20 protein-coding genes are annotated in these 25,039 nt (G+C 73.2%); 5 read left to right on the plus strand and 15 right to left on the minus strand.

Annotated elements, in window-relative coordinates; translation table 11 throughout:
- Positions 1 to 151 precede the first annotated feature (151 nt).
- The 6 genes from ACFC0G_RS25350 to ACFC0G_RS25375 all read right to left on the minus strand — a co-directional run bounded on the left by ACFC0G_RS25350 (position 152) and on the right by ACFC0G_RS25375 (position 7,039).
- Entirely contained in the window at positions 152 to 1,156 is a 1,005-nt protein-coding gene (locus ACFC0G_RS25350; protein WP_376406977.1) for an ArsR/SmtB family transcription factor, read from the minus strand.
- Positions 1,153 to 2,739 carry a methyltransferase gene (locus tag ACFC0G_RS25355; RefSeq protein ID WP_376406979.1) on the minus strand — a complete coding sequence of 529 codons (1,587 nt, stop codon included), beginning with the start codon at positions 2,737 to 2,739 and terminating at the stop codon, positions 1,153 to 1,155. Before ACFC0G_RS25355 ends, ACFC0G_RS25350 begins: the two co-directional genes overlap by 4 nt.
- An 86-nt stretch (positions 2,740 to 2,825) precedes the next feature.
- Entirely contained in the window at positions 2,826 to 3,569 is a 744-nt protein-coding gene (locus ACFC0G_RS25360) for a small secreted protein (protein ID WP_376406981.1), read from the minus strand.
- Between the two features lie 161 nt (positions 3,570 to 3,730).
- Positions 3,731 to 6,058, minus strand: a complete 2,328-nt coding sequence (locus ACFC0G_RS25365; RefSeq protein ID WP_376406983.1) for a sodium-translocating pyrophosphatase — start codon at positions 6,056 to 6,058, stop codon at positions 3,731 to 3,733.
- A gap of 154 nt (positions 6,059 to 6,212) precedes the next feature.
- A complete protein-coding gene (locus tag ACFC0G_RS25370) occupies positions 6,213 to 6,671 on the minus strand; it encodes an ATP-binding protein (protein WP_376406985.1) in 459 nt (152 codons plus the stop codon).
- 14 nt (positions 6,672 to 6,685) lie between these two features.
- A complete protein-coding gene (locus ACFC0G_RS25375; protein ID WP_015034520.1) occupies positions 6,686 to 7,039 on the minus strand; it encodes an STAS domain-containing protein in 354 nt (117 codons plus the stop codon).
- Positions 7,040 to 7,119: 80 nt separating this feature from the next.
- Here ACFC0G_RS25375 and ACFC0G_RS25380 point away from each other — a divergent pair, with 80 nt between their 5' ends.
- Positions 7,120 to 9,594, plus strand: a complete 2,475-nt coding sequence (locus tag ACFC0G_RS25380) for a DEAD/DEAH box helicase (protein WP_376406987.1) — start codon at positions 7,120 to 7,122, stop codon at positions 9,592 to 9,594.
- Here ACFC0G_RS25380 and ACFC0G_RS25385 read toward each other — a convergent pair.
- From ACFC0G_RS25385 to ssd, 7 genes are all read right to left on the minus strand, one after another.
- Positions 9,539 to 9,877: an Rv3654c family TadE-like protein gene (locus tag ACFC0G_RS25385; RefSeq protein ID WP_376406989.1), complete on the minus strand. Its 339-nt coding sequence runs from the start codon at positions 9,875 to 9,877 to the stop codon at positions 9,539 to 9,541. The genes ACFC0G_RS25380 and ACFC0G_RS25385 overlap by 56 nt on opposite strands.
- A gap of 116 nt (positions 9,878 to 9,993) precedes the next feature.
- The gene (locus ACFC0G_RS25390) at positions 9,994 to 10,365 is read right to left on the minus strand and encodes a TadE family type IV pilus minor pilin (protein ID WP_376406991.1); all 372 of its coding nucleotides are present in this window, start codon (positions 10,363 to 10,365) and stop codon (positions 9,994 to 9,996) included.
- On the minus strand, positions 10,352 to 10,561 hold the full coding sequence (locus ACFC0G_RS25395) for a DUF4244 domain-containing protein (RefSeq protein WP_376407220.1): 210 nt from the start codon (positions 10,559 to 10,561) through the stop codon (positions 10,352 to 10,354). Before ACFC0G_RS25395 ends, ACFC0G_RS25390 begins: the two co-directional genes overlap by 14 nt.
- Positions 10,562 to 10,668: 107 nt before the next feature.
- Complete coding sequence (locus tag ACFC0G_RS25400) at positions 10,669 to 11,454, minus strand: type II secretion system F family protein (protein ID WP_376406993.1); 786 nt, start codon at positions 11,452 to 11,454, stop codon at positions 10,669 to 10,671.
- Complete coding sequence (locus tag ACFC0G_RS25405; RefSeq protein ID WP_376406995.1) at positions 11,451 to 12,344, minus strand: type II secretion system F family protein; 894 nt, start codon at positions 12,342 to 12,344, stop codon at positions 11,451 to 11,453. Before ACFC0G_RS25405 ends, ACFC0G_RS25400 begins: the two co-directional genes overlap by 4 nt.
- Positions 12,338 to 13,531: a TadA family conjugal transfer-associated ATPase gene (locus ACFC0G_RS25410; protein ID WP_376406997.1), complete on the minus strand. Its 1,194-nt coding sequence runs from the start codon at positions 13,529 to 13,531 to the stop codon at positions 12,338 to 12,340. The genes ACFC0G_RS25405 and ACFC0G_RS25410 overlap by 7 nt, the downstream gene beginning before the upstream one ends.
- On the minus strand, positions 13,528 to 14,571 hold the full coding sequence (gene ssd / locus ACFC0G_RS25415) for a septum site-determining protein Ssd (protein ID WP_376407222.1): 1,044 nt from the start codon (positions 14,569 to 14,571) through the stop codon (positions 13,528 to 13,530). The genes ACFC0G_RS25410 and ssd overlap by 4 nt, the downstream gene beginning before the upstream one ends.
- Positions 14,572 to 15,138: 567 nt before the next feature.
- Here ssd and ACFC0G_RS25420 point away from each other — a divergent pair.
- Positions 15,139 to 16,002, plus strand: a complete 864-nt coding sequence (locus ACFC0G_RS25420; RefSeq protein ID WP_376406999.1) for an HAD family hydrolase — start codon at positions 15,139 to 15,141, stop codon at positions 16,000 to 16,002.
- Positions 16,003 to 16,414: 412 nt separating this feature from the next.
- Here ACFC0G_RS25420 and ACFC0G_RS25425 read toward each other — a convergent pair whose 3' ends face one another.
- Positions 16,415 to 17,287 (minus strand): oxidoreductase, encoded by an 873-nt coding sequence (locus tag ACFC0G_RS25425; protein ID WP_376407001.1) that lies wholly within the window; start codon positions 17,285 to 17,287, stop codon positions 16,415 to 16,417.
- 102 nt (positions 17,288 to 17,389) lie between these two features.
- Here ACFC0G_RS25425 and ACFC0G_RS25430 point away from each other — a divergent pair, with 102 nt between their 5' ends.
- Complete coding sequence (locus ACFC0G_RS25430; protein ID WP_376407003.1) at positions 17,390 to 18,376, plus strand: ATP-binding protein; 987 nt, start codon at positions 17,390 to 17,392, stop codon at positions 18,374 to 18,376.
- A gap of 160 nt (positions 18,377 to 18,536) precedes the next feature.
- Here the strand turns inward: ACFC0G_RS25430 and ACFC0G_RS25435 are convergent, their stop codons facing one another.
- Positions 18,537 to 19,883: a hypothetical protein gene (locus ACFC0G_RS25435; protein ID WP_376407005.1), complete on the minus strand. Its 1,347-nt coding sequence runs from the start codon at positions 19,881 to 19,883 to the stop codon at positions 18,537 to 18,539.
- A gap of 308 nt (positions 19,884 to 20,191) precedes the next feature.
- Between ACFC0G_RS25435 and ACFC0G_RS25440 the strand changes: the two genes are divergently transcribed.
- Positions 20,192 to 22,699: a SulP family inorganic anion transporter gene (locus tag ACFC0G_RS25440; RefSeq protein ID WP_376407007.1), complete on the plus strand. Its 2,508-nt coding sequence runs from the start codon at positions 20,192 to 20,194 to the stop codon at positions 22,697 to 22,699.
- Positions 22,700 to 22,893: 194 nt separating this feature from the next.
- Positions 22,894 to 24,849 (plus strand): acetate--CoA ligase, encoded by a 1,956-nt coding sequence (acs, locus tag ACFC0G_RS25445; RefSeq protein WP_376407009.1) that lies wholly within the window; start codon positions 22,894 to 22,896, stop codon positions 24,847 to 24,849.
- Positions 24,850 to 25,039 lie beyond the last annotated feature (190 nt).

The following is a 25,039-nucleotide window of genomic DNA, read 5'->3' on the forward strand; positions in this document are numbered from 1 at the left end:
CGGCGGACGGTAGAAGCCCGCGCAGGGCCGGGGCCATCGATTCGGGAGCCCCCGAATCGTCGCCCGAGCCCTCGAATCGTCGCCCGAGCCCTCGAACCGTCGCCCAGGCCCCCGGCCCGGCCCGGGCCCGCCCCGCCTCCGCGGCGACGGCTCAGGCGACCGCGCGCAGCACGCCCTCCCCGGCGAGCAGTGCGAGCAGCGAACGGCCGGTGTCCGTGAGCTGGTAGTACACCGAGCGCCCGACGCGGTGCCGCGTGACGACACCGGCCTCCGAGAGCACCGACAGGTGCTCGGAGACGGTGCTGGGCGCGAGGCCGAGCCGGTCGGCGAGCCCGGCCGTGGTGAGCGGCCCGCCCAGCTCGCGCAGGACCGCCGCGCGGCCCCGGCCGAGCATCAGGCCGAGCCGGTCCTCGGCGACGGGCTCGGGCGGTTCGCGCAGGGCGGCGGCGCCCCGGGCCTGGAAGCTGAGCGCGAACACCTCGGGGTCGTCCGTCGAGTACAGCCGGCAGCCCTCGGCGAAGACCAGCGGCACGAGCACGAGCCGCCGCTCCCCGGGCGCGTACTCCGCGTCGATGTACTTGGTCAGTTCGAGTACGGGGGGCTGCCATCGCCCCCGCGTCTCCAGGCCCGCGAACAGCGCGTCGACGCCCTCCGTCGCGAACGTCCTGGCCCGGACGAGCACTTCGTCCTCGACGAGCCGCCGCATCGTCGGCCAGTACGGCTCGACCGCAGCCTCCCAGTAGGCCGCGTACGCGTCGGCGAGCGCCGCGCAGGCCGCCTCCGGTTCCTTCAGATAGGGCTGCAGGAAGGGCGCGTCGTCCATGCCGGGATAGCAGACGGCGGCCTGGGCGCGGACGAACTCCGGGTCGGTGGCCCGGAGCGCGGCCAGCTCCTCGTGGACGTGGACCGTGCCGAACGGCCGGGGCAGCAGGAAGTCGGAGACCTCGGCCCGTCCCACGGCGAACAGCTCCCACAGGGGGCGGAGCCGGTCGTCCTCCCGCCACACCTCGCGCGCCTGCCCGACCCACTCCTGGTACGGCCAGGACGGGTGGCGGTGCGGCAGCGCGAGGTGCATCGAACAGAACGCGTCCCGCAGCGGGCTGATCGCGATCCTGGTCGCCCCGAGGGAGGCCTCGTCCAGCTCGATCCGTATCAAGCGCGGCTCTCCCCGCCGAACTCCCCGTGCTCCCCGAACTCTCCGTACTCCCCGGGCGTCTCCCCGACGGGCAGCAGGAAGCCCTCCTCGACGAGCAGCCGGATCGCCTGCGGGGTGCGGTCCCGCAGTATGACCGGGTCCTCCCCCATCAGCTGCCCGATCGCGTCGAGGATGCGGCCGGCGCTGAGGGTGCCGTCGCACACGCCGGCGAACCCGGCGCCGACGTGGTCGACCTTGGTGGCGCGGCGCATGCCCCGGTTCTGCCGGAGCACGACGTGCTCGGGGTCCTCGGCGCCCGGCAGCCCGACCTGCTCCTGCATCACCTCGGGCGCGAGCGTGAAGCGGTCGGCGAGGAGCGCGGCGTCGTCGTGGGTCCGCAGGTAGTCCTGGCGCGCGAAGTGGGCGCGGATGGTGTCGCCGAGGGGCTGCTCGACCGGGTGCGGCCACTCCTCGATCAGGATCGAGGGCTCGGTCTCGCCGGCCTCCACCGCGGCGTTCCGCCGGATGGTGATCCAGCCGAAGCCGATCGCCCTGGTCTTGCGGGCCTCGAACTCGTCGAGCCAGCGCCCGTACGCCAGGCGGTACGCGTCCGGGTCGCCGCGGTGGTCACCGCTGTCCCGCAGCCAGAGCTCGGTGTACTGGGTGACGTCCTGGACCTCGCGCTGCACGATCCAGGCGTCGCAGCCGCGCGGCACCCAGGCCCGCAGCCGCTCCTGCCAGTCCTCGCCCTCCACGTGCTGCCAGTTGGCGAGGAACTGGGCGTATCCGCCGTCGTTGAGCCGCTCCCCCGCCTGCTGCACGAGCGTGCGGCACAGGTCGTCGCCGCCCATGCCGCCGTCCCGGTAGGTGAGCGAGGCGCCGGGGGAGATGACGAACGGCGGGTTGGAGACGATCAGGTCGTACGTGTCGCCGTCGACCGGCTCGAAGAGCGAGCCTTCGAGGAGCTCGGCCTCGCGGGCCCCGGAGAGGGCGAGCGTGAGCCGGGTGAAGTCCAGGGCGCGCGGGTTGAGGTCGGTGGCGGTGACCAGGGTGGCGTGCTGGGCGGCGTGCAGCGCTTGGATGCCGGAGCCGGTGCCGAGGTCGAGCGCGGAGGACACCGGCGTACGGACGGTGATCCCGGCGAGCGTGGTGGAGGCGCCGCCGACGCCGAGGACGACGCCCTCGGCCTTCTTCCCGATGCCGCCGGCGCCGCCGACGGCGCAGCCGAGGTCGGAGACGATGAACCAGTTTCCGCCGTCCTCGCCTCCGTAGGGCCGGACGTCGACCGTGGCGAGCACGGCGTCGTCCTCGTGGATCACCCAGCCGTCGGCGAGGGCCTCGTCCAGCGGGAGCGCGGCGGCGGCGCTCCCGTACGGGACGGCCCGCTGGAGCAGGAAGAGCCGGACGAGGGTCTCCAGCGGCGAGTCGCCGCGGGTGGCGCGCAGGGCGGGCACGGTCTCGCTGCGGGCGAGCGCCGCGTAGGCGGGGGCGCCGAGCAGGTCGAGCAGTCCGTCGGCGGTGTAGTCGGCGGCGAGCAGGGCCTCGCGCAGACGGTCGGCGTGCGCGGGCACCGGGAGGCGGGGAGGCAGGCTGGTCGTACTCACGGATCCCATTGTGACGGCCGCCACCGACATCCGGGCGGCCGACCCGGCGGCGGACGGCCGATCGCCGCCGCCGGGGTGGGGAAGACCTACTCCGAGGACTTCGGGGAGGACTTCTGGGAGGGCTTGGCGGAGGCCTTCTTGCTCGGCCCCGAGGAGCCCGGGTCGGCGTCGGAGTCCGCGTCGGAGTCCGCGCCCGAACCCGAGCCCGCGTCCGCGCCCTTGTCCGAGGAGGTCGAGCCGGCCTTCGGCGAGGCCGTGGCCGATCCGGAGGTCTTCGGCGGGACCGAGGCGGTGGGCTTCTGGCAGCCGGGCTGCTTGGCCATCGCCTGGCCCAGCTCGCCCTCCTCCAGCTTGGCCAGCGCCGCCTGGTCCATCTTCTCGATCTTGGTCAGCCCGTCGGCGACCTTCTGGAGGCCGTCGGCGAACTTCTGCTGGTTGTTCGGGTCCAGCGCGTCGACCTCCTTCTTGAGGCCCATGTAGGCCACCGCGGTGGCGTTGAGCTCCTTGATCGCGTCCTGCTGGACCTTCTCGCCGTTCTCGACGGGCGGGGCACCGGCGGCCTCGACGGCCTTGGCGAGGGCGCGGTCGGCGTCGGCGATGTCCTGGAACGCCTTCGAGTCGGCGGCCTGGATCTCGGCCGGCTTACTGTCGGCGGCCGTCGAGATGATGATCTGGTGGGCGTTGGCCCGCTTCTGGATCTGAGGCTTCGCCTGGTCGCAGAACGTCTTCGCCCAGTCCTCCACCTTGTTGCCCTCGTCGTCGCTGCAACCGGACAGCGCGAGCACCAGTACCGCACCGCCGGACAGTGCGGCCGCAAGCTTCTTGTTCACCGGATCGGTCCCTTCCAAGGCTCTCGGCCCCGGAACATACACGCCGAACGGGCTACTTCCACCTTTCGTGGGAGGGATTCATCCCACATTGCAGTCATTTGAACCAAGGGAGAAGCCTCCCCGGACACCTCCGGCGCCCGGGGAATGAGACGGACGACACGTCAGGAGACGGTCACCGAACGCCGCTTGGAGAAGCGCACCGCGACGACCACGACGAGGACCGCGAAACCGGCCACCGCCGCCCGCAGCCCGTCGCTGGCGTCGTCCCCGTAACCGAACTTCACGACCGCGGGGGCGATCAGCAGCGCGACCAGGTTCATCACCTTCAGGAGCGGGTTGATCGCCGGTCCCGCCGTGTCCTTGAAGGGGTCGCCGACCGTGTCCCCGATGACGGTCGCCGCGTGCGCCTCGCTGCCCTTGCCGCCGTGGTTGCCGTCCTCGACCAGCTTCTTCGCGTTGTCCCACGCGCCACCGGAGTTGGCGAGGAAGACCGCCATCAGGGCGCCCGTGCCGATCGCCCCGGCGAGGTACGCGCCGAGCGGGCCGACACCGAGCGCGAAGCCGACCGCGATCGGGGCCGTCACGGCGAGCAGCCCGGGCGTGGCGAGTTCGCGCAGCGCGTCCCTGGTGCAGATGTCGACGACCCGCCCGTACTCGGGCTTCTCGGTGTACGTCATGATCCCGGGGTGCTCGCGGAACTGCCGCCGCACTTCGTACACCACCGCACCGGCGGACCGGGACACCGCGTTGATCGCGAGCCCGGAGAAGAGGAACACGACCGACGCTCCGAGGATCAGCCCGAAGAGGTTGTTGGGCTGCGAGATGTCCATCGACAGCGTCAGCAGGTCCGCCGCGCCGCCGATCGCGCCGATCCCGCCGGCCTCGGCGACCGCCGTCGCGATGGCGTCCCGGTAGGAGCCGAAGAGCGCCGCGGCCGCCAGGACGGCGGTGGCGATGGCGATGCCCTTGGTGATGGCCTTGGTCGTGTTGCCCACGGCGTCGAGGTCGGTGAGGACCTGCGCGCCCGCGCCGCGGACGTCCCCGGACATCTCCGCGATGCCCTGCGCGTTGTCGGAGACCGGGCCGAAGGTGTCCATGGCGACGATCACGCCGACGGTGGTGAGCAGGCCCGTCCCGGCGAGGGCGACCGCGAACAGCGCCAGCATGATCGAGGCGCCGCCGAGCAGGAACGCGCCGTAGACGGCGAGCCCGATCAGCAGGGCCGTGTAGACGGCGGACTCCAGGCCGAGGGCGACGCCCGCGAGGACGACGGTGGCGGGTCCGGTGAGCGAGGACCTGCCGATGTCCCGCACGGGACGGCGGCCGGTCTCGGTGAAGTAGCCGGTGAGCTGCTGGATGAGCGCGGCGAGGACGATGCCGATGGCGACCGCGACGAGGGCGAGCACCCGCGGATCGCCGCCGTGGCCGGGGATGCCGGGCTCGGTGACGCCCGTCAGCTCGGCGTACGAGGACGGCAGGTACGCGAAGGCGGCGACGGCCACCAGCACGAGCGAGATGGCCGCCGAGAGGAAGAAGCCCCGGTTGATCGCGTTCATCCCGCTGCGGTCGGCGTGCCGCGGGGCGACCGCGAAGATGCCGATCACCGCCGTGACCACGCCGATGGCCGGCACGATCAGCGGGAACGCGAGGCCGTAGTCGCCGAAGGCGGCCATGCCGAGGATGAGCGCCGCGACCAGCGTCACCGCGTACGACTCGAAGAGGTCGGCGGCCATGCCCGCGCAGTCGCCGACGTTGTCGCCCACGTTGTCGGCGATGGTGGCGGCGTTGCGGGCGTCGTCCTCGGGAATGCCCTGCTCGACCTTGCCGACCAGGTCGGCGCCGACGTCGGCGGCCTTGGTGAAGATCCCGCCGCCCACCCTCATGAACATCGCGATGAGCGCGGCGCCGAGCCCGAAACCCTCCAGGACCTTCGGCGCGTCGGCGGCGTAGACGAGGACGACGCAGGAGGCGCCGAGCAGTCCGAGGCCGACGGTGAACATGCCGACGACCCCGCCCGTACGGAAGGCGATCCGCATGGCCCGGTGCGCGACCTCGGTGAGGTCCTTCTCCGGTTCGCCGGGCGCCGGGGTGGCCTCCCTGGCCGCCGCGGCGACCCGCACGTTGGCCCGGACGGCGAGGCGCATGCCGACGTATCCGGTGACCGCCGAGAACAACGCCCCGACCAGGAAGAACAGGGACCGTCCCGCGCGCTGCGACCAGTCGTCGGCGGGCAGCAGCATCAGCAGGAAGAAGACGGCGACCGCGAAGACGGCGAGGGTACGCAGCTGCCGCGCGAGATAGGCGTTCGCGCCCTCCTGCACGGCGGCGGCGATCTCCTTCATCTTCTCGGTGCCCTCGCCGGCCGCGAGCACCTGGCGGACGAGGAGCTGCGCGACGACCAGAGCGCCGAGGGCGACGGCCGCGACGACGACCACGATCGTCCGGTTCCCGCTCGTGAGCACCGCCGCGGCGAGCGAAGTGGGGTCCATGGGGACGGATCATAGGGAGGCAAACCGGCACGAACGGGGACCCTGTCGAGCCACCGCGCGGATGCACCAAGCGGATGCGCCCTTTCGGGCAACGAGAAGAGGCCCCGCACAGGGCGGGGCCTCTTCTCGTCGTACGTGTACCGGTCGGGCGGCGTCAGGACAGGACATCCGCCGGGCTGGTCGGCCAGCTCATGCGGATGGTGCCGCCGTCCTCGCCGGCGCTCACCTCGACGTCGTCGACGAGCCCGCGGATCACCGCGAGACCCATCTCGTCCTTACCGTCGGCGTCGTCGAAGTCGTCGGCCGGGGCCGAGGACCGCGCACCGGGCACACCGGCGGCATCCGCCGCCGCCACGCCCGCGCCCGGCACCTCGTCGCCGACCTCGATGGAGAACGTCTTCTCCTCCTCGGTCAGCACGACCCTGATGGGGGTCGTGACGCCGTTGCTGCGATGCAGCCCGACCGCACGGGAACAGGCCTCACCGACGGCGAGACGCACCTCGTCGAGGACCGCCTCGTCCACTCCGGCCCTGCGGGCGACCGCGGCCGCCACCAGGCGGGCCGTACGGACGTGCTCGGGCTGAGCGCTGAATCGGAGTTCAACGGTGGCCATGCGATCCCCCTGGGTCAGTCGACCGCGTTGACGGCCTCGTCGACCGACGTGTGGATCGGGAACACCTTGGTGAGCCCCGTGATCCGGAAGATCTTCAGAATGCGCTCCTGGTTGCAGACCAGACGCAGCGAGCCCTCATGCGCGCGGACGCGCTTCAGACCACCGACGAGCACACCCAGGCCGGTGGAGTCGAGGAAGTCCACGCCCTCCATGTCGACAACCAGGTGGTAGCTGCCGTCGTTCACCAACTCGACCAACTGCTCGCGCAGCTTGGGCGCGGTATACACATCAATCTCGCCACCGACCTCGACGACCGTACGGTCACCACCAGCGCCGGACACATTGCGAGTCGACAGGGACAGGTCCACGGATCCTCCAGCACCTTGCTATCGGGCGATCGCCCCCTCGGGCCTCCCAGGCGGAGCCAGGGAACTGATCGCCAGCCGCAATGGCATTCAATCACTTACCGGCTGTCATGCACGACGCCTTGGAAGCATTGTCCGTCCTGGCAGTGACACACTCGGTGCCGATGGCCAAGAATCAGCGCCCCCGTCGTCCAGCCGGGGACACGGGCAGTCGCCCCTCCCCCGGCGTGGTCCTCGCCCGGCTCTCCGCGGGCGAGAGTCGGGCCGCGCGCATCACTCATACGGAGCACATGCCCGCCCGGGAGGGCCGTCATGCCGTCTGGCCGCACCTCATCCGTCCCGAGGTGATCAGCGCGATCCAGGAGGCCGGGATCGAGCACCCCTGGGCCCACCAGGCGGAGGCCGCCGAGGCCGCTCTGAACGGCGAGTCAGTGGTGATCGCCACAGGAACCGCCTCGGGCAAGTCGCTCGCCTACCTCGCCCCGGTCCTCACGACCCTCCTGGACGGCGCGGAGGCCCCCAACGGTCGCGGGGCCACCGCCCTCTACCTCTCGCCCACCAAGGCCCTCGCCGCCGACCAGCGCCGCGCCGTACGGGAACTGGCCGGCCCGCTCGGCACCCGGATCCGCCCCGCCGTCTACGACGGCGACACCCCGGTCGAGGAGCGCGAGTGGGTCCGCCAGTACGCGAACTACGTGCTGACCAACCCCGACATGCTGCACCGGGGCATACTCCCCTCCCACCCCAGGTGGTCCTCCTTCCTGCGCGCCCTGCGCTACGTCGTGATCGACGAGTGCCACACCTACCGGGGCGTCTTCGGCTCCCACGTCGCCCAGGTGCTGCGCCGCCTGCGCCGGATCTGCGCCCGGTACGGCTCCGATCCCGTCTTCCTCCTCGCCTCGGCCACCTCCGCCGAACCCGCCCTCGCCGCCGGCCGCCTCACCGGGCTGCCGGTCACCGAGATCTCCGACGACGCCTCCCCGCGTGGCGAACTGGTGTTCGCCCTGTGGGAGCCGCCGCTGACCGAGCTCCACGGCGAGCGCGGCGCTCCCGTACGCCGCACCGCCACCGCCGAGACCGCCGACCTGCTGACCGACCTGACCCGGCAGGGCGTGCGCTCGGTCGCCTTCGTCCGCTCCCGGCGCGGCGCCGAACTGATCTCGGTGATCGCCCAGGAACGGCTCGCCGAGACCGACCGCGCCCTGGCCCGCCGGGTCGCCGCCTACCGGGGCGGCTACCTGCCCGAGGAGCGCCGCGCCCTGGAGCGGGCCCTGCACTCCGGCGAGCTCCTCGGCCTGGCCGCCACGACCGCCCTGGAGCTGGGCGTGGACGTCTCCGGCCTGGACGCCGTCGTGATCGCCGGCTACCCGGGCACCCGGGCCTCCCTGTGGCAGCAGGCGGGTCGCGCCGGCCGCTCGGGCGAGGGCGCCCTCGCGATCCTCGTCGCCCGGGACGACCCGCTGGACACCTTCCTGGTCCACCACCCGGAAGCGATCTTCGAACAACCGGTCGAGTCGACCGTCCTCGACCCCGACAACCCCTACGTCCTCGCCCCCCATCTGTGCGCCGCCGCCGCGGAGCTCCCGCTGACCGACGCGGACCTGACGCTCTTCGGCCCGGCATCGCCCGGCCTGATGCCCCAGCTGGAGGGCGCCGGACTGCTGCGCCGCCGGTCCACCGGCTGGTACTGGACCCGCCGCGAGCGGGCGGCCGACCTCACCGACATCCGGGGCGGCGGCGGCAGCCCCGTCCGGATCGTGGAGGCCGGCACCGGCCGCCTGCTCGGCACGGTCGACGAGGCCGCCTCCCACACCGCCGTCCACGAGGGCGCCGTCCACCTCCACCAGGGCCGCACCTATCTGGTGCGGGAGCTCGACCTGAAGGACTCCGTGGCCCTCGTCGAGGAGGCCGTCCCGCCGTACTCCACCACCGCCCGCGACACCACCTCCGTCTCCGTCCTCGAAACCGACACCGAGATCCCCTGGGGAGCCGGCCGCCTCTGCTACGGCTCCGTCGAGGTCACCAACCAGGTCGTCTCCTTCCTCCGCCGCCGTCTGATCACCGGCGAGGTGCTGGGCGAGACCAAGCTCGACCTGCCGCCCCGCACCCTGCGCACCCGGGCCGTGTGGTGGACGGTCACCGAGGACCAGCTCGACGCCGCCCGGATCACCCCGGAGATCCTCGGGGGCGCCCTGCACGCCGCCGAGCACGCCTCCATCGGCATGCTGCCGCTCTTCGCCACCTGCGACCGCTGGGACATCGGCGGCGTCTCCGTCCCCCTCCATCCCGACACGCTCCTGCCGACCGTCTTCGTGTACGACGGTCACCCGGGCGGCGCGGGGTTCGCCGAACGCGCCTTCCACACGGCCAGGGCCTGGCTGACGGCGACCCGCGAGGCCATCGCCTCCTGCGAGTGCGAGGCGGGCTGCCCCTCCTGCGTCCAGTCCCCGAAGTGCGGCAACGGCAACGATCCGCTGCACAAGCGCGGCGCGGTCCGGCTCCTCACGGAACTCCTGCGGGAGGCCCCGGAAGCCCCGGAGGCCCCGCCCGAGAGCTGACCTCCGGCCGGTACGGGCCGTGCGCCACCCGCGCGGTCACCTCGGCGAGCTCGCCGCGCACGACGCACCGCAGCAGCTCGGTGCCCTGCGCGGCGGCCACCCGGGAAGCGGCGGCACACGCCTCGGACGCGCCCCACAGGGCCCGGTCGGCCGCGGCGAGGGCGGCCAGATCGGCGGCACCCCCGGCCCGATGCCGGGCCGCCACCGCCTGCCCGAGGGCGAGCACCGCCCCGAACACCACACACAAGGCACAGGCCGCGAACGCCGTCCACACGGTCGCCACCCCCCGATCGCCCCGACCGGCCCCGTCGCCCCAGCCGGCCCCGTCGCCCCGACCGGCCCGACCTGCCCGGACTGCACGACCGGCCCGGACAGCCCGACCTGCCCTGCTGCCCGCGATCACGGCGGGCCCCCGCTCTCCAGGCCCTCGCCCACCGTGTCCTCCGCGAGAGCCGCCGCGCCCGCCCGCAAGGTCACTCCCATGCCCCCGGGGCCCGGGGCCGCCACCTCCACCGTCACCCGCCACAGCTCCCCCGACCGCGTCACCGACACCCGGGCCCCCTCGGGCGCGGCGGCCCTGGCGGCCCCCTCGGCGGCTGCGACCGGCTCGGAGCGGGCCGCCGCCCTGGCCCCGGCCCGCGCCGCGTCCACGCACCGGATCTGGGCGCCGGCCGCGGCCAGCGCCCAGAGCAGGGTCACCGCGAACAGTGCGAGGACGGGCAGGACCATCGCCGCCTCCACGGTCACGAACCCCCGGTCAGAACGGCGCATCGAGGGCCTTGCCGATCATCGACTCGAGCGCTCCCGAGACGGTCCCGCTCGTCACGATCTTGTAGAGCACGGCCGCGAAGGCCGCCGCGGCGATCGTGCCGACCGCGTACTCGGACGTCGTCATCCCGGTGTCGGACCGCGCGCCCCGCCGCCGAACCCGCCACCACCCACTCACCGCGCCCCTCACCCCGCCCATCGCCGCACACTTCCCCGCGCCCATCGCCGCGCCCTTCGCCGAACGGGTCGCCGCCGTCTTGTCCGTCATGCCGATCTCCTTCTCCTCGTCTCGCCCTGTCGTCGCGTTCATCGATCCATCAGTCCCGCCGCGAGCCCGATCACCACGGGCGCCACCCCCACCGCCAGGAACGCCGGCAGGAAGCAGAGCCCCACGGGTGCGCTGATCAGCACCTGTGCCCGGCGCGCCCGGGCCGCGGCCGTCCGGGCGCGGCCCGCCCGCAGGCCGGCCGCGTGCCGGGCGACGGCCTCCGCTGCGGGCGCGCCCGAGGAACCGGCCCGTTCCATGCAGCGGGCCAGCCCTTCGGCGCCCGGTATCGCCCCGAACCTCCGCCACACCTCGGCCGGTTCACCCCCGAGCCGAAGTTCGGCCGCAGTGCGGGTCAGGCGCTCGCCCAGCGGGCCGCCGAGCGACCTGCCCACCGCCTCCGCCGCCTCTCCCGGACCCGCCCCGGCGGAGGCGCAAGCGGCCAACAGATCGGCCGCGAGCGGAAGGTGACGAGCCGCCGCCTCGCCGCCGGACGAGGCGGCCGACCGCTTCCGGACGGCTCGTCTCCAGCGCGCCCCGCAGACCGCCAGGGCCCCCGCGCCCAGGCCGCCGAGCCCGCCGAGCAGCGCCCAGCCGACGAGCGCCGCCGCGAGCGGCACCGCCCAGCGCTTCCCCCGGGTCGGCCACCCGCCGCCGGCCTTCCGGGCCACCCGCTTCCCGGGCCGTGGCGCGGGCGTCGCCAGCAGGTTCTCCACCCGGCGCCGCACCCCGCGCGCCCGCCGCTCGCGCACCACCTCCCGGACGGCCTGCGCGCACAGCACCATCACCAGGATCAGGAGCGCCGCGATCCGAAGGGCCTCCGTCATGCCCGCTCCCCTCCCCGGACGATCCGCGCGGCCCACCACAACCCGGCCGCCTCCAGCGCACCGCCCACGACCAGGCACCCCAGGCCCGCCGGCGTGTGCAGGAGCACCCGCAGCGGATCGGCGCCCAGGGCCGAGCCGAGGGCGAGCCCGGCCGCCGGCAGCACCGCGAGGACCGTGACCGTCGCCCAGGCCCCGGCCAGTTCGGCCCGCAGCCGCTCCCGCTGCTCGTGGTGGTCCCGCAGGGCCGCCTCCAGCCGGTCGAGCCCGGCGGCCAGACCCGCACCACCGTCCACGGCCACCTGCCAGCAGGCCGCGAGGCCGGCGAGCCCGTCGGCGCCGTCCCGCCCGGCCGCCCGCCGCAGCGCCTCGGGCACGTCCCCGCCGAACCGGGCCGCCGCGAGCACCACCGCCTCCTCGTCGCCCAGGGCGCCCGTCTGCCGGGCCGCGAAGGACAGGGCCTGCGCGGGCTGCCACCCGGCCCTCAGCTCACCGGAGACGGCCCCGCACAGGGCCACGACCCGCTCTGCGCGCGCCTCCCGCTCCTTCCGCCGCTCGGCCGCCCGCAGCCGCCGCGCCACCAGCGGCACCGCGACCACCCCGGCGAGCAGCGGCAGCGGCGACCCGCCCAGCAGCGCCACCGCCCCCGCCACCGGCAGGCACAGCCATGCGCGCCGGCCCCGGACCAAGGCCCGCCACCGCGCGGCCGCCGCCCACCCCACGCGGCGCCCGTCCCGCTCTCCCGGCTCGTCCAGGACGGCGCCCGCGAGCACCGCCCGGGCGCGGACGGTCCCGCGCCGCCACTCGACGAGCCACCACAGGGCGAGCCCCGCGCAGAAGACCGCCGCCCCTTCCGCCACGGCCCGTACCGACACCAGCTCCACGATCACCACGTCCCGCCTCCGATCAGCGACCGCAGCCGCTCCCAGCCCCGCTCCCGCTCGAATCCGGCCGCACCCCACCGCAGCGCGGGAACCGTCCGTACGAGCCCGTCCCGGTCCCGCTCCAGGACATGGATCTCGGCGATCCGCCGCCGCCCGTCCCGGTCCCGTACGAGGTGGAGCACCACGGACAGGCCGGCGCCCAACTGGCTGTGCAGGGCCGCCCTGTCGAGCCCGGCCGCCGTCCCGAGCGCCTCAAGACGGGCCGGTACGTCCGCCGCGGTGTTGGCGTGGAGAGTCCCGCAGCCGCCTTCGTGGCCTGTGTTGAGGGCGGCGAGCAGGTCGACGGCCTCACCGCCCCTGACCTCGCCGACCACCAGTCGGTCGGGCCGCATCCGCAGCGCCTGGCGGACCAGGTCCCGCAGGGTCACGAGACCGGCGCCCTCCTGGTTCGGGGGCCGCGCCTCCAGCCGCACCACGTGCGGGTGGTCCGGTCGCAGCTCCGCCGAGTCCTCGGCGAGCACGATCCGCTCGCGCTCCCCCACGAGACCCAGCAAGGAGGCGAGCAGGGTGGTCTTCCCCGTCCCCGTGCCGCCGCTGACCAGGTACGACACTCGGGCGTCGATCAGCGCCCGCAGGACCCGGTCGCCGCCCGGCGGCACGGTGCCCGCCTCGGCCAGCTCCTCCAGGGAGTAGGCGCGTGGCCGCACGACCCGCAGCGACAGGCAGGTCGAGCCGACCGCCACCGGAGGCAGCACCGCGTGCATCCGGGTGCCGTCGGGCAGCCGCGCGTCCACCCAGGGCCGGGCGTCGTCGAGCCTGCGTCCCGCCACCGCCGCGAGCCGCTGCGCGAGCCTGCGGACGGCGGTCGCGTCGGGGAAAGACACCGGGGCCCGTTCGAGCCCGGTGCCCCGGTCCACCCACACCCGGTCGGGCGCCGAGACCAGGACGTCGGTGACCGCCGGATCGGCGAGCAGCGGCTCCAGCGGCCCGGTCCCGATCAGTTCGGACCTGAGCCGATCGGCCGCGCCGAGCACCTCCGCGTCGCCGAGGAGCCGCCCCTGGGCCCGCAGCGCCGCCGCCACCCGCGCCGGCGTGGGTTCGGCGCCGCTCGCGGCGAGCCGCTGCCGCACGGCGTCGAGCAGCCCCGCCCCGCCGGCCCCGAACCCGCCGCCACCCGCGGCGTCGGGCCCGGTCATGCCGCACCGCCGGGGGCGAGGGCGCGCTCCCAGAAGGCCGCGCAGAACCGGCCGAGCGCCCCGCGGGGCTCCGCGCCCGGCGGTACGCCCGCGTCCTGGTCGGCGACGATCCCCGGGTCGTAGGGGAGTTCACCGGCGAGCGGCAGCCGCAGCGCGTCGGCGACCCAGCGCTCGTCGAGCCCCGCCGCGTACGGCCCGCGGACCACGGCCCGGAGGTCGCGCACGGCCATGCCGAGGATCGAGGCGACCCGGTGGGCCGCCGCGACGGCCCTCAGCTCCCCCGGGACGACGAGCAGCCCGAGGTCGAGTTGGGCCAGGGCCTCGGTGGCCGCCTCGTCGGTCCCGCGCGGCAGGTCGACCACGACGACCCCGCCGCGGCGGCGTGCGGCGGCGAGCACGGACCGCACGGCCTCGGGCGGCACCGGCGCCGCGGGCTCCCTGCCCCAGCTGAGCACCCGCACACCGCGCACGGCGGGCAGGGACTCCTCCAGGGCGCCGCCGGCGAGCCGTCCCTTCGAGGCGGCGAAGTCGGGCCAGCGTCTGCCGTCCTCCCGCTCGCCGCCGAGCAACACGTCGAGTCCCCCGCCCAGCGGGTCGCCGTCGACGAGCAGGGTGCGCCGCCCGGTCCGCGCGGCGGCCAGCGCGAGGCCGCAGGCCAGGGTGGAGGCACCGGCGCCGCCCCGGCCGCCGACGATCCCGACGGTCAGCGCCTGCCGCCCCACGCCCTCCGCCGCGTCGGCGATGCGGTCGACGAGGACGCTCTCGGCCTCCGGCAGCCGCAGCACGCACTCCGCGCCGACCTCGACGGCCAGTCGCCAGACCCCCGGATCGTCCTGCTCGCGGCCGACGAGGACGACTCCCGGACGACGCGCCGCCGCCCGGCAGCGGGCCGCCGCGTCGTCGCCGACCAGGACGAGCGGCGGGTCGGTCCAGCTCGCCCGCCGCTCCGGCACCCGGTGGTGCACCTGGGGCTCGACTCCGGCCGCCGCGCACAGCCGGAGGAGGTCGTCGAGGAGCGCGAGGTCCTCGGTGACGATCAGCGGACCGGCGCGGCGCGCCTCGTCCGTCCCGCCCGGCGCCGCCGTGCTCCCCGAAGTCCTCCCCGCAGCCCTCGCCGCGCCCCCGGCTCCGGCCCCGGAAGTAGTTGTTCCCTTCACGGCACCCACCCCTCTCGTGATTCCTGTCGTCCGCGAACTTCGCGACAGGAATCACCGTGGGGCCATGCGGGAAATCTTGGAGATCTCACCGAAAAACTGTGGATAACCAAGGCCCTGTGAATATCCGGGCCACCCCTCCGGGGACTCCCCGGAACGCATCCTGCCGGTTACTCTGAGTGATGAATCGAGTGCTCGACGGCAGACCGGCCGGATCGCGGCCGAGGCACAAGGAGAGAGGAGTCGACGATGACGCGGAGGGCCAAAACGGCTCCGGACATGCGACGACCCCCGCCGGGGGGGAGAGCGGGGGTCGTCTTTCCGGCCGACTCGGGGGGGGAGGAGCCGGACCGGGTTAGCACGGTCGCGAACGATCCGTGACTTCCATGGTGTACCCGAGAGCCTTCTCAGGCAAACCCACGCGCCCCAGCGTACGCCGAATGGCGGGCACCTATGCTCTGGCTTGTGGAAAACCACTCCTTGCCGCGCACAGCCGCCTTCTTTGACCTGGACAAGACGGTCATTGCGAAGTCCTCGACGCTGACCTTCAGCAAGTCCTTCTACCGGGGCGGACTGATCAGCCGCCGCGCCGCCCTGCGGACGGCCTACATCCAGTTCGTGTTCCTGGTGGGCGGAGCCGATCACGACCAGATGGAGCGGATGCGCGAATATCTTTCCGCGCTCTGCAAAGGCTGGAACGTCGCCCAGGTCAAGGAGCTCGTCGCCGAGACCCTGCACGACCTGATCGACCCGATCATCTACGACGAGGCCGCCTCCCTCATCGAAGAGCACCACGCCGCCGGCCGCGACGTCGTGATCGTCTCCACGTCGGGCGCCGAGGTCGTCGAGCCGATCGGCGAGATGCTCGGAGCCGACCGCGTCGTCGCCACCCGGATGGTGGTCGGCGAGGACGGCTGCTTCACCGGCGAGGTGGAGTACTACGCCTACGGGCCGACGAAGGCCGAGGCCGTCCGCGAGCTCGCGGAGTCGGAGGGGTACGACCTCTCCCGCTGCTACGCCTACAGCGATTCGGCGACCGACATCCCGATGCTGGAGGCCGTCGGCCACCCGTTCGCCGTCAATCCCGACCGGACGCTGCGCCGCGAGGCCACGGCGCGCGAATGGCCGGTCCTCTCCTTCGACAAGCCGGTGCGCCTCAAGCAGCGACTGCCGGAATTCCGGATGCCGCCCCGGCCCGCACTCGTCGCGGCGGCGGCCGTGGGCGCGGCGGCGGCGGCCGGACTCGTCTGGTACGCCTCCCGGCGCCGCCAGGCCGCGCTCGCCCATCGCCTCGCCGGCGACTTTGCCCGGATTTGAGCAATACGGAAAGAAGCGGAGCCAGCACTTTCGCTTCCCCGCCGACAGGAGTAGAAAGGAATCAGGCCCGCGAGACCGAGGACATCCGAGAGGATCACCTGTTGAGCATGAAGGCCCCACGGACCTAGCACAGAAGCCGAGCACCCACGCGACGTCGACCCGTCGATTACGGGCCAGCCGCACCAGGCCAAGGGCAAAGTTCCCGGCCTGATGGGCACTTATCGAGGACGCATGGTAACTGGGTAGACGTGCCAGCGGCGGTACCAGACCTGGTGCCGCCGCAACCCGTTTCCGGCCCGACTCTGGATCGCAACTGGAGCCGGGCCGGGAGCGGTTCCGGGACCGGACCGCTCCCGTATCGGAACCGGTCCGGCCCCCGGAAGCGGAACCAGAAGCGGAACCGGATTCCGCGTCAGGCCGCGCCGCGCTGGAGCGCCTCGCAGACGGCCGTCGACTCCCGGACTCCCAGCTCGACCGAGCGTCCGCAGTGCGCGATCCAGGCACCCACGCCCTCCGGGGTGCCCGACAGGTACCCCTCGAACGCGGCGAGGTACGCCGCCCGCCCCTGCTCGGCGTGGCCGACCTCGGCCGGGCAGATCGCCTTGGGGTCGAGGCCACTGCCGACCAGCGCGATCCGCTCCGCCGCCCGCGCGACCAGGCCGTTATACGAGGTGAAGGGGCGCAGTGCGAGGAGTTCGCCGTGCACCACCGCGGCCGTCACGAGCGCCGGGGCCTCGCCGCCCGCGACGATCAGCTCCGAAAGCCCTTCGAGACGGCCGGCCACCTCGGAAGGCAGCGGCAGCGGCGCCTCGATCAGCGGCTCGTCGACCGCCTCGCCGTCCAGCCGGGGGCGCCCGACCGAGTCGGCCGAGCTGTCGGCACCGCCCGAGCCGACCGCGAAACCCGTGTCGCCCGAGATCCCCGTGTCGCCCGCGGCGACCAGGTGGAGCCGGGCGAGTACCCGCATCGGCGACTGGCGCCAGATGGAGAGGAGCTGGCCGGCCTCCGCGCCGAGGCGCAGGGCGGCGCCGACCGTGCGGGCCTCGGCGTCGGCGCTGAAGTCGGTGCGCCGCCGGACCTCTTCCAGGGCCCAGTCGGCGCCGGACAGGGCGGCCGAGCCGCGCGCCCCGCGCAGCGCCGCCTCGGAGGAGATCTCGTTGCTGCGGCGGCGCATCACGCGGTGGCCGTAGACCCGGTCGACGGCCTTGCGTACGGAGTCCACCGCGTCGGCGACGCCCGGCAGGGAACTGAGGGCGGCCAAGGGGTCAGAGGCGTGCGTACTCATAAGTAGGGAGGCTACGCGCCCCGGCGGCCCGCCCCACGATGGAGTGGTCTTCTTCACGCACCTTGACCACACCGTGCATTCATGCCGCTACGCTAGGTGAACATGAAGATCGCTTTCGTGGGGAAGGGCGGCAGCGGCAAGACCACGCTGTCCTCGCTCTTCATCCGCCACCTCGCCGCCAACGAGTCCCCGGTCGTCGCCGTCGACGCCGACATCAACCAGCACCTGGGCGCCGCGCTCGGGCTGCCCGAGCCCGAGGCAGCCGCGCTGCCCGCGATGGGCGCGCACCTGCCGCTCATCAAGGAGTACCTGCGGGGCTCCAACCCGCGGATCGTCTCCGCCGACACGATGATCAAGACGACGCCGCCCGGGGAGGGTTCGCGGCTCCTCCGGGTCCGTGAGGACAACCCGGTCTACGAGGCCTGCGCGCGCACGGTCGGGCTCGACGACGGCGAGATCCGGCTGATGGCGACCGGCCCCTTCACGGAGTCGGACCTGGGGGTGTCGTGCTACCACTCGAAGGTCGGCGCGGTGGAGCTCTGCCTCAACCATCTGGTCGACGGGGTCGACGAGTACGTGGTCGTCGACATGACGGCGGGCTCGGACTCCTTCGCCTCCGGCCTCTTCACCCGCTTCGACATGACCTTCCTGGTCGCCGAGCCGACCCTCAAGGGCGTCTCGGTGTACCGCCAGTACAAGGAGTACGCGCGGGACTTCGGCGTCGCGCTCAAGGTCGTCGGGAACAAGGTGCAGGGCCAGGACGACCTCGACTTCCTGCGTGCGGAGGTCGGCGACGACCTGCTGGTGACGGTGGGCCACTCGAACTGGGTCCGCGCGATGGAGAAGGGCCGCCCGCCCCGCTTCGAACTCCTGGAGGCGGAGAACCGCATGTCGCTCCAGGCCCTCCAGGACGCGGCCGACGACTCGTACGCCCACCGCGACTGGGAGCGCTACACCCGCCAGATGGTCCACTTCCACCTGCGCAACGCGGAGAGCTGGGGCAACGCCAAAACGGGGGCCGACCTGGCGGCGCAGATCGATCCCGACTTCGTCCTCGGCGAACCACTGGCCGTCCCGCAGCTCGGCTGACGAAGCCCGGCGCCACACGCCGCCGGACGGAGTCCGGCGCAGCGCCCCGAAGCCCGTGAGGCGCCCCCGGCGCCGAGCGGCGCGAGCGGCGCAAGGACAAAGGGGCCGGGGGCCGACCTGGCGGCGCAGGTCGACCCCGGGTTTGTTCTGGGCGAAGGGGTCAGTGTCGTTCAGCCTGCTTGACGCCGGTCGCCGGGGCGGGCGGCCGGGCGGCCAGGAAGGCCGGCCAGCCGCCCTGCGGGGTCTCGCCGACCTTCAGGGTGCGCATCTTGGCGATGACGTCGGGGTCCTGGGCGTCGAGCCAGTCGGCGAGCTGGCGGAAGGACACGCACTTGACGTCCTTCTGCACGCAGACCGTCGCGATGGTCTCCTCGATGGCACGCATGTACGTGCCGCCGTTCCAGGACTCGAAGTGGTTGCCGATGATGAGCGGCGCGCGGTTGCCCCGGTAGGAGCGCTCGAAGGCCTGCACCAGGCCGTCCCGCATCTGGTTGCCCCAGTACTCGTGCTGCGAGGCGTCGCCCTGGGTCGTGCCGGGGGACTGGTTGACCAGGAAGTTGTAGTCCATGGACAGCGTCTGGAAGGCGCGGCCGGGGACCGGCACGAGCTGCATCGACAGGTCCCACAGGCCCAGGTCCTTCTTGGGCCAGATCTGGTCGTTGACGCCGCTCGTGTCGTAGCGGAAGCCCATCTCGCTCGCCGCCTGGACGAAGTTCTTGCGCCCCTCCAGACAGGGGGTGCGGGCGCCGACGAGCTCCTTGTCGTAGTCGAAGGGCAGCGGCTGCTCCGCACGGAGCCCGGCGTTCGTCTTCCAGTTCTTGACGAAGGACTTCGCCTGGTTGATCTCGCTCTTCCACTCCTCGGGCGACCAGTTGCCGACCCCGGACTCCGGCCCGCAGAAGTGCCCGTTGAAGTGGGTGCCGATCTCGTTGCCCTCCTGCCACGCCGCACGCAGTTCGCGAACGGTGGCACGGATGCCCTCGACGTCGTTGAAGCCGATGTCGGAGCGGCCCGCGCTGTGCTGCGGCGGGTCGTAGAGCTTCCGCTTCTCCTCGGGCAGCAGGTACACGCCGCTGAGGAAGTACGTCATGGTCGCGTCGTACTTCTTGCCGACCGAGCGGAAGTGGGAGAACAGCTTCTGGCTGTCCTCGCCCGCCCCGTCCCACGAGAAGACCACGAACTGCGGCGGGGTCTCCCCCGGCTTGAGCCGCTGCCAGACCGGCTGGTGCGGCTGGGCGCCGGTGAAGGCCGTGGAGCCGTCGCCGATCAGGCGCACCGCGTTCTGTGGAGCCGCGGCCGGGCCCTTCTTGGCACCGGCGCCGGCACCGGCACCCGCATCCGCACCGGCACCCGCCCCGGCCCCGCCCGGCACGCCCTTCGTCGCGGCGCCGTCGGAGCCCGAGCAGCCGGCGAGGCCGGTGATCAGGGCGACAGCGAGGGCGCCGGCGGCGAGCGCCCTCTTGTGGACTGCCTTGTGGACTGCGGTCCTTCTCCCGGCGGCTGGCATCCGCCCACCTCTCCTCAGAGCACGTTCCGTACGAGCGGCGTCAACGTCGCACCGCACCCGCCGGGGAGATGAAACGACAAGCGGCAATCCGTTCGTCTATCACCGGAACCGGTGAATCATTGCCCTGTTTGCCCCGAAAATAATGCCGGAGACTTTACTCTCCATTACGATCCATTTACCGAGCGTTGATCCCACCCCTCCCGGGATCCCGCCGGAATCCCGCCGCTGCACGCCGTGACCCACGGCCGCGACCCCCACGTTCGTCCCGCACGAGCCGCGACCGCGCTGCCCCGGAGGAGACGGGAAACATGACCCTCTGCACCCCTGCCCGCAAGACCACCCGACCCGAGACCACCCGACCCCGAGTCCAGCGGCCCCACAGCCCGCCGGACGGCCCGCGCCGCTTCCGCGTCGCCGGCGCGGACCTGTCCGCCTCGGTCGCCGTCTTCCTGATCGCCCTGCCGCTCTCGCTCGGCATCGCCCTCGCCACCGGAGCCCCGCTCCAGGCCGGCCTGGTCGCCGCGGCCGTCGGCGGCATCGTCGCCGGCCGGTTCGGCGGCTCCCCGCTCCAGGTGAGCGGCCCCGCCGCCGGCCTCACGGTCGTGACCGCGGAGCTCATCCAGCGGTACGGCTGGCGCACCACCTGCGCCATCACCGTCCTCGCCGGACTCGCCCAACTCGCCCTGTCCGCCCTCCGCGTGGCCCGCTCGGCCCTGGCCGTCTCGCCCGCGATCGTGCACGGCATGCTGGCCGGGATCGGCGTCACCATCGCCGTCGCCCAGCTGCACATCGTGCTCGGCGGCACCCCGCAGAGCTCCACCGTGGACAACGTCCTCGGCCTGCCCGCCCAGTTGGCGCGCATCCACCCGTCCGCGCTCGCCATCAGCGCCCTCACCGTGACGGTGCTGCTGTCCTGGCCGAAGCTCCCTGGGCGGGTCGGCCGGCTCGTACGGAAGGTCCCCGCCGCACTCGTCGCGGTGGCCGGGGCGACGGCGGTGGCCGTCGTCGCCGGGCTCGCCGTGCCCCGCGTCGACCTGCCCTCCTGGAGCAGCCACGCGCTGCCCGGCCTGCCCGAGGGCCCGGTCCTCGGCATCGCCGCCGGGGTGCTCACGATCACCCTGGTCACGAGCGTGCAGTCGCTGCTCTCCGCCGTCGCGGTCGACAAGCTGGTCGCCGCCCGCGCGGACCTCGGCCGGAGCGTCCCGCGCTCCCACCTCGACCGCGAGCTCGCCGGACAGGGCGCGGCCAACGTGGTCTCCGGGGTGCTCGGCGGACTGCCGGTCGCCGGGGTCGCCGTCCGCAGCGTCGCCAACGTGTCGGCGGGCGCGGTGAGCCGAGCCTCCACCATGCTCCACGGCCTGTGGGTCGTGCTCGCGGCCCTGCTGCTCGTCCCGGTGCTCGACCTGATCCCGTTGGCCGCGCTCGCCGCCCTCGTCATGGTGGTCGGCATCCAGATGGTCAGCATCACCCACATCCGCACGGTCACCCGGCACCGCGAGGTCGTCGTCTACGCCGTGACGCTGGCCGGTGTCGTCCTCGTCGGCATCCTGGAGGGCGTCGCCCTGGGCATCGCCGTGGCCATCGCCGTCGCGATGCACCGGCTGGCCCGCACCCGGATCAGCCGCGAGGAGCGGGACGGCAGGCAGCTGCTGCACGTACGGGGCCAGCTGACCTTCCTCGCCGTCCCCCGGCTGAGCCGGGCCCTGCACCAACTGCCCCAGGGGTCCCACGTGGTGGTCGAGCTGGACGGCTCGTTCATGGACCACGCCGCCTACGAGACGCTGAGCGAGTGGACGGCCGGGCACCTCGCCCGCGGCGGCACGGTCGAGACGACCGGCCCGTCCGGCGCCCGGATCGCCGAACCCTCCGCCCGTACGGCCGCCGACTCGGCCCCGCCGACCTGCTGCCGGCCCTGGACCCCGTGGCACAACCACCAGTGCGGGGAGCGGCCCGCCGCCGAGCAGGACCGGGCCGCCCCCGAGCCCGCCGCCGAGCCCCGGCGGACGTCGGGGCTGCGGTTGGCCAGCGGCATCGGGAAGTTCCAGCGGAACACCGCCCCGCTCGTGCGGGACGAACTCGCCCGGCTCGCCCGCGAGGGCCAGAGCCCCTCGCAGCTCTTCCTGACCTGCGCGGACTCCCGCCTGGTCACGAGCATGATCACCTCCAGCGGCCCCGGCGACCTCTTCACCGTGCGGAACGTCGGCAATCTCGTCCCCCTCCCCGGCGAGGAGAGCGGTGACGACTCGGTGGCGGCGGCGATCGAGTACGCGGTGGACGTGCTGCGGGTCGAGTCGATCACCGTGTGCGGCCACTCCGGCTGCGGCGCGATGCAGGCCCTGCTGGGCAGCGGCCCGGACGATCCGGCGACACCGCCGACCCCGCTGCGGCGCTGGCTGCGGCACGGCCGGCCGAGCCTGGAGCGGATGGCGAGCCGGCGGCACGCCTGGGCCCGGATCTCCGGGCGGCTGCCGGCCGACGCGGTCGAGCAGCTCTGCCTGACCAACGTGGTGCAGCAGTTGGAGCACCTCAGGGCGTACGAGTCGGTGGCGCGCCGGCTGGCCGAGGGCAGCCTCACGCTGCACGGCATGTACTTCCACGTGGGCGAGGCGCAGGCGTACCTGCTCGCCGGCACGGACGAGGTGCACAGCTACGACGACGTCTTCACCCAGGTCATGCCGACGGACCACTGGGAGCCGGAACGTCCCGAGACGGACCGCCCGGATTCAGCCCGCCCGGAGACAGTCCACCCGGATTCAGCCCACCCGGAGACAGCTCACCCGGAGACGGTTCGTCTGGAGACCGCGCGCGCGTCCTGAACCATCGGCTCCGCCCGTCCGTGAGACTGTGTGGCCCCTTCTCCCACCCGCTCGGGAAGAAGGGGCCACCGCACGTCGATCAGCTCACAGGTCTAAACCAATTCCCTGGAGGCTCTTGTCACCCGGGCCTCTGACTGATGAGCTATGACGCGGGACACATACGCACAGAGGACGCCCTGGGAAAGGGAGATGTCGTGAGCAACGAATCCTTGGCCAACCTGCTCAAGGAAGACAGGCGGTTCGCGCCGCCTGCCGAGCTGGCCGCGGACGCCAATGTGACGGCGGAGGCGTACGAGCAGGCCAAGGCGGACAGGCTGGGCTTCTGGGCCGAGCAGGCCAAGCGCCTGACCTGGGCCACCGAGCCGACCGAAACGCTCGACTGGTCGAACCCGCCGTTCGCCAAGTGGTTCGCGGACGGCGAGCTGAACGTGGCGTACAACTGCGTCGACCGTCATGTCGAGGCCGGGCACGGCGACCGGGTCGCCATCCACTTCGAGGGCGAGCCGGGCGACAGCCGCGCCATCACCTACGCCGAGCTGAAGGACGAGGTCTCCAAGGCGGCCAACGCCCTGACCGAGCTGGGCGTCCGCAAGGGCGACCGCGTCGCCGTCTACCTGCCGATGATCCCCGAGGCGGCCATCACGATGCTGGCCTGCGCCCGCGTCGGCGCCGCCCACTCGGTGGTCTTCGGCGGCTTCTCGGCCGACGCCGTGGCCTCCCGCATCCAGGACGCCGACGCCAAGCTGGTCGTGACCGCCGACGGCGGCTACCGCCGCGGCAAGCCGAGCGCCCTGAAGCCGGCCATCGACGAGGCCGTCGCCAAGTGTCCGCAGGTCGAGCACGTCCTCGTGGTCCGCCGCACGGGCCAGGACACCGCCTTCACCGAGGGCCGCGACGTCTGGTGGGACGACATCGTCGCCCGCCAGTCCGCCGAGCACACCCCGGAGGCCTTCGAGGCGGAGCACCCGCTCTTCATCCTCTACACCTCCGGTACGACGGGGAAGCCGAAGGGCATCCTGCACACGTCCGGCGGCTACCTCACCCAGGCCGCGTACACGCACCACGCGGTCTTCGACCTCAAGCCGGAGACCGACGTCTACTGGTGCACCGCCGACATCGGCTGGGTCACCGGGCACTCGTACATCGTCTACGGCCCGCTGGCCAACGGCGCGACGCAGGTCATGTACGAGGGCACCCCGGACACCCCGCACCAGGGCCGGTTCTGGGAGATCGTGCAGAAGTACGGCGTCACGATCCTCTACACGGCGCCCACCGCGATCCGCACGTTCATGAAGTGGGGCGACGACATCCCCGCGAAGTTCGACCTGTCCAGCCTCCGCGTGCTGGGCTCGGTCGGCGAGCCGATCAACCCCGAGGCCTGGGTCTGGTACCGCGAGCACATCGGCGCCAACAAGACCCCGATCGTGGACACCTGGTGGCAGACCGAGACCGGCGCGATGATGATCTCGCCGCTGCCGGGCGTCACCGAGACCAAGCCGGGCTCCGCCCAGCGCGCGCTGCCCGGCATCTCCGCGACCGTCGTCGACGACGAGGCGAACGAGGTGCCGAACGGCGGCGGCGGCTACCTGGTCCTCACCGAGCCGTGGCCGTCCATGCTCCGCACGATCTGGGGCGACGACCAGCGGTACATCGACACGTACTGGTCCCGCTTCGAGGGCAAGTACTTCGCCGGTGACGGCGCCCAGAAGGACGAGGACGGCGACATCTGGCTCCTCGGCCGGGTCGACGACGTCATGCTCGTCTCGGGCCACAACATCTCGACCACCGAGGTCGAGTCGGCGCTCGTCTCGCACCCGGCCGTGGCCGAGGCGGCCGTCGTCGGCGCCGCCGACGAGACCACCGGACAGGCCATCGTCGCCTTCGTCATCCTGCGCGGCTCCGCGAGCGAGGACGAGAACCTCGTCGCCGACCTGCGCAACCACGTCGGCGCGACCCTCGGCCCGATCGCCAAGCCGAAGCGGGTCCTGCCGGTCGCGGAGCTGCCGAAGACCCGCTCGGGCAAGATCATGCGCCGCCTGCTGCGCGACGTGGCGGAGAACAGGGAGCTCGGGGACGTCACGACGCTCACCGACTCCTCGGTCATGTCGCTCATCCAGACGCAGCTGCCGACCACGTCCACCGAGGACTGAGCCTCAGCAGCCGCGTACGACAGGAACGACGTGAACGCCCGCCCCGAACCGTTCGGGGCGGGCGTTTCCCGTGCCGGGGCACGCCCGGCCCCGATGGGACGAATGCCACAGATATCCATAAAGTGATTCTCGCCGGACACAACCCTCGCTCGTTAGGTAAAGTAAGGACCGCGTCAGGAACGCGACAGAA

It is taken from the genome of Streptomyces sp. NPDC056169, assembly GCF_042268445.1.
In the GTDB taxonomy this organism is placed as follows: domain Bacteria; phylum Actinomycetota; class Actinomycetes; order Streptomycetales; family Streptomycetaceae; genus Streptomyces.

Bases quoted from the DNA above. Each gene is read 5' to 3' on its own strand.
- ACFC0G_RS25430 (WP_376407003.1), top strand. From the start codon at position 17,390: ATGAAGATCGCTTTCGTGGGGAAGGGCGGCAGCGGCAAGACCACGCTG.
- ACFC0G_RS25370 (WP_376406985.1), bottom strand. From the start codon at position 6,671: ATGGCCACCGTTGAACTCCGATTCAGCGCTCAGCCCGAGCACGTCCGT.
- ACFC0G_RS25440 (WP_376407007.1), top strand. From the start codon at position 20,192: ATGACCCTCTGCACCCCTGCCCGCAAGACCACCCGACCCGAGACCACC.
- ACFC0G_RS25410 (WP_376406997.1), bottom strand. From the start codon at position 13,531: ATGACCGGGCCCGACGCCGCGGGTGGCGGCGGGTTCGGGGCCGGCGGG.
- ACFC0G_RS25400 (WP_376406993.1), bottom strand. From the start codon at position 11,454: ATGACGGAGGCCCTTCGGATCGCGGCGCTCCTGATCCTGGTGATGGTG.
- ACFC0G_RS25435 (WP_376407005.1), bottom strand. From the start codon at position 19,883: ATGCCAGCCGCCGGGAGAAGGACCGCAGTCCACAAGGCAGTCCACAAG.
- ACFC0G_RS25380 (WP_376406987.1), top strand. From the start codon at position 7,120: ATGGCATTCAATCACTTACCGGCTGTCATGCACGACGCCTTGGAAGCA.
- ACFC0G_RS25425 (WP_376407001.1), bottom strand. From the start codon at position 17,287: ATGAGTACGCACGCCTCTGACCCCTTGGCCGCCCTCAGTTCCCTGCCG.
- ACFC0G_RS25390 (WP_376406991.1), bottom strand. From the start codon at position 10,365: ATGCGCCGTTCTGACCGGGGGTTCGTGACCGTGGAGGCGGCGATGGTC.
- ACFC0G_RS25420 (WP_376406999.1), top strand. From the start codon at position 15,139: ATGCTCTGGCTTGTGGAAAACCACTCCTTGCCGCGCACAGCCGCCTTC.
- ACFC0G_RS25395 (WP_376407220.1), bottom strand. From the start codon at position 10,561: ATGGGCGGGGTGAGGGGCGCGGTGAGTGGGTGGTGGCGGGTTCGGCGG.
- ACFC0G_RS25365 (WP_376406983.1), bottom strand. From the start codon at position 6,058: ATGGACCCCACTTCGCTCGCCGCGGCGGTGCTCACGAGCGGGAACCGG.